The following is a 1671-nucleotide window of genomic DNA, read 5'->3' as shown; positions in this document are numbered from 1 at the left end:
TGTGTTTCGTCAAGAGGATTTGAGCAAAAAGATCATCGGAAATTGAGCAGCCTGAGCATCGGAAGCGCGCACGCTTTTTGAGCGGCTAGCCCTCCTGCATGAGGGCATGGCGGACGCGGTAGGACTCGCCGCGGAACTGGACGAGCCTCCCGTGGTGGACGATGCGGTCGATCACGGCGGCGGCCATCTGGTCATCCCCGAACACCGACCCCCACCTGCTGAACTCCAGGTTCGTGGTGATTACCACCGACTGCCTCTCGTATGCGTCGGCGAAGACCTGGAAGAGCAGCCTCGCCCCGTCCGAGTCGAGCGGGAGAAACCCGAGCTCGTCGATGACGAGCAGGCGGGCCTTGCCGATGAGCGCGGCCTCCCGGTCGAGCCTCCCGTCGTCGCGGGCGCGCCTCAGGCGCATCACGAGCGAGGACGCCGTGAAGAAGCGCGCCTCGAGCCTCCTCTCGCACGCCAGCGCGCAGAGGGCCGACGCCATGTGCGTCTTGCCGGTGCCGACGTCGCCCATGAGCACGAGGTCCTCCCTGCGCTCGACGAAGTCGAGCGCGAGCAGCGACTCGCGCCCCATGCCCTCCGGCCACGACACGGCCGACCAGTCGTAGCCGTCGAAGGTCTTGGGCGCCGGCAGCGCGCAGCGCCTGAGCAGCGTCGCGCGCTTCGAGGCCTCGCGGCTGGACCTCTCCGCCTCGAGGTAGCCCGCCAGGTACTCCACCTGTTTCGGGGTGCCGAGCCTCGACCACTCCTCCAGGACGGCGGTGGTGAGCGAGCACGACCGCCCGGCCTCCACGACCCTGCGGGCCAGCTCCTCGCTAGCGGCCATCGGCGACCGCCCCCTTCAGGAACCCGTCGTAGACCGACAGGTCGGCCCCGCCGGCCCCGCCGCCGCCTCCCGCGATACGCCTCGCCAGCACGTCGACCGTGGCGTCGTCGGGGACGCGGCCGCCCTCGACGACCCTGAGCGCCGCCTCGCATGCCGCCTCGAAGCCCGAGGACTCGCTCGCCCGGCCGATCGACCTGAGCGTGCGCCTCCTGCCGGCGGAGTCCATCCGGTCGATCCCCTCGACGAGCCCCGGCGGCATGTCGCGCCTGATCGTCGACTCCCCGAAGGCCCTCGGCCTGGCGATGATGGCGGGCACGAGCGAGAGGGGGTTCCGGACCGCGGGGCCCTCCCCGAAGGCCCTGGGGAGGACGGCGACCCGGCGGCCGCGGTCGGCGAGGATCTCCACCGTCGTCGCGCGCATGCCGACGAGCAGGCTCCGCCCGTGCCAGGCGGGCCCGGCGACGTACTCGCGCCCGTCGGCCTCGACGTAGCCGCGCTTGTCGGCGCGGGCGGTGATCCACCTCACCGCGTCGAACTCCACGCCGGGAAGGGCGCGCATGGCGGCGAGGTCCTCCCGGTAGGCCTCCCCGTGCGGCCTGCCGTCGCGGCAGCGCGACTCCGCGTTGATCCTCGCGCATCCCTCGGCGAGGAACGCGTTGAGCTCGGGGAGCGTGCCGAACGCCGGCACGGGGACGAGGAGGTTGCGCCGGAGGAACCCCACGGCGTTCTCGACGGAGCCCTTCTCGTTTCCCGAATAGGGGTTGCAGTACCGGCTCTCGAAGCGGTAGTGGGCCCTGAACTGCGAGAACAGCCTCGATTCCGTGACCTCGCCGCGTACCATC

At 71.2% G+C, this 1671-nt stretch carries 2 protein-coding genes; both read right to left on the bottom strand.

Annotated elements, in window-relative coordinates:
* Positions 1 to 85: 85 nt before the first annotated feature.
* Complete coding sequence (istB, locus tag ACTQZF_RS09140; protein ID WP_441069484.1) at positions 86 to 829, bottom strand: IS21-like element helper ATPase IstB; 744 nt, start codon at positions 827 to 829, stop codon at positions 86 to 88.
* On the bottom strand, positions 819 to 1671 hold an 853-nt coding region (locus tag ACTQZF_RS09135), incomplete at its 5' end, for a Mu transposase domain-containing protein (RefSeq protein ID WP_441555104.1). The genes ACTQZF_RS09135 and istB, both read right to left, overlap by 11 nt.

The organism is Collinsella sp. LCP19S3_H3 (genome assembly GCF_052119145.1).
Lineage (GTDB): Bacteria > Actinomycetota > Coriobacteriia > Coriobacteriales > Coriobacteriaceae > Collinsella.
This window is presented reverse-complemented; position numbering and strand designations above follow the sequence as displayed.

Excerpts from the sequence above, each read along its gene's own strand:
- istB (WP_441069484.1), bottom strand. The coding sequence starts at position 829 with ATGGCCGCTAGCGAGGAGCTGGCCCGCAGGGTCGTGGAGGCCGGGCGG.